Source organism: Collinsella sp. LCP21S3_A9, from assembly GCF_052118785.1.
Classification (GTDB): domain Bacteria; phylum Actinomycetota; class Coriobacteriia; order Coriobacteriales; family Coriobacteriaceae; genus Collinsella.
Genome location: NZ_JBQKGN010000069.1, coordinates 1 through 415, shown reverse-complemented (window position 1 = coordinate 415; position 415 = coordinate 1). Strand labels below are relative to the sequence as shown.

General features: G+C 68.2%; 1 protein-coding gene. It reads right to left on the bottom strand.

All coding sequences use genetic code 11. The features are described from left to right. A partial coding sequence (locus tag ACTQ05_RS09590; protein ID WP_441538985.1) for a hypothetical protein occupies positions 1 to 239 on the bottom strand: 239 nt, incomplete at its 3' end. Between the last annotated feature and the right edge of the window lie 176 nt (positions 240 to 415).

The following is a 415-nucleotide window of genomic DNA, read 5'->3' as shown; positions in this document are numbered from 1 at the left end:
GCAACCTCCGCCATGGACTGCTCGAACGACGCTGAGGCGCGGACGGCCATCGCGACCCCAGCCATGGCGGCTACGCCCAGCCCGATCATGGCGGTACCTGCGCGACGCCACCCCTCCGTCTGTGACGCCTTCGCGGTCGCAGCACCCAGCGTCTCAACCGACGCCTTCGCGCGCCCCATCGCCGCCGTGAATCCCTCCACGGAGGCCGCGAGAATGACCTTGACGTTGCGATCAGCCATCAGGGCCTCCCTTCGGGGTGTTCGAACGCGAACCACTGGAGATGGCCGGTAGGGACTGGCTGGTCATGGTTGGCCGCTTCGAGGGCCTTGATGTGCTTGCTCTGCACCTGCTGCAACACCTCGCAGGGGCGGCAGCGGTACATGCCGACCCGCCACCGTGGGCGCTGGTTCGGGTC